The sequence below is a fragment of the Aetokthonos hydrillicola CCALA 1050 genome (assembly GCF_017591665.1).
Taxonomy (GTDB): domain Bacteria; phylum Cyanobacteriota; class Cyanobacteriia; order Cyanobacteriales; family Nostocaceae; genus Aetokthonos; species Aetokthonos hydrillicola.
The window spans coordinates 1-1,117 of sequence record NZ_JAAKGC010000439.1; the positions used below are offsets into that span (position 1 = coordinate 1).

The window sequence follows — 1,117 nt, forward strand, 5'->3', positions numbered from 1 at the left end:
TGAAGGTTTTTATCCTGAACCTTTCCAACGTCATGAGTTACCACTTAGTTTAGAAGCATATTACCAACAGCACTGGCAGAAAATGACGGGTGGAGGTTTGTCTGATATTGCTTTGAAAGTGCTTCGTGTTTTGACTTCAGGGGAAGAAACACAAGGAATATCAGGACAAGCGAGCGGGCAAAGTGTAACATCAAGGGCGATCGCGTTGGCGCAGCCTCTCCGCCAGGAGAAGCGCAGCGGCGAAACGCCGATCGCGCAAACAATTAATGAAGATGAATACGATGTAGAAGAAGTGCTAGAAAATTGGCTTGAATTTTTACAACGACAGCAAATCGGCACAGAAAAACATTACAGCTTTTATCATTCCAGCTTTCAAGCTTGGTTGGCAAAACAAATTAGTAACTTGTAATGTCGATTTGTTCAAACATCTATGAACAATAGATTGTGCTATCCTAAATTGGTTAGTTTTTTTAAAAGGCATAACACCGTTATAACCAGTGAATATAGAGCGTGAAGCAATCACAACTTTGTTTAACTATTTTTATGATTTATTTAACTTAACAGCTTGAAGGAGAATTTATGCGAACAGTACAAATTGAATTACCAGAAACAGTATTTTCATCACTTCGCAAAAATCCTGAGGAATTTATCCAAGAAATGCGAATAGCAGCAGCCGTTAAATGGTATGAATTAGCTGAAATATCACAAGCTAAAGCAGCAGAAATTGCTGGGCTAAGTCGCGCTGAATTTATTAATGCATTATCACGTTACCAAGTAGATTTTATGCAATATACTCCCGAAGAGCTAGCCGAGGAACTGATTAATGTCGATTAATCGAGTAATTATTAACTCTTCACCTTTGATTGCTCTTTTAAAAAGTAAGCAAGCGCAATTAATTCCACAACTATTTACAGAAATTTTAGTGCCATCAGGTGTTTTTGAAGAAATCACTACAAAAGATGATGTTGCATCAACACAATTACTGAAGATTTCTTGGATACAAAGAGTAGAAGTTAATACTATTGCTCCTGAAGTAGCAGCTTGGGATTTGGGAAAGGGAGAATCACAAGTATTGAGTTTAGCGCTTAAAAATACAGACTGTGCCGCTGTTATTGAC

1 protein-coding gene and 2 pseudogenes are annotated in these 1,117 nt (G+C 37.8%); all 3 read left to right on the top strand.

Translation table 11 applies throughout. The features are described from left to right. Nucleotides 1–409: pseudogene (locus tag G4P69_RS38680) on the top strand (hypothetical protein); the annotation flags it as partial. Between the two features lie 170 nt (nt 410–579). Further along, nucleotides 580–834, top strand: a complete 255-nt coding sequence (locus tag G4P69_RS38685; RefSeq protein WP_208338382.1) for a UPF0175 family protein — start codon at nt 580–582, stop codon at nt 832–834. Next, nucleotides 824–1,117: pseudogene (locus G4P69_RS38690) on the top strand (DUF3368 domain-containing protein); the annotation flags it as partial. The gene G4P69_RS38685 and the pseudogene G4P69_RS38690, both read left to right, overlap by 11 nt.

Bases quoted from the DNA above. Each gene is read 5' to 3' on its own strand.
- G4P69_RS38685 (WP_208338382.1), top strand. From the start codon at position 580: ATGCGAACAGTACAAATTGAATTACCAGAAACAGTATTTTCATCACTT.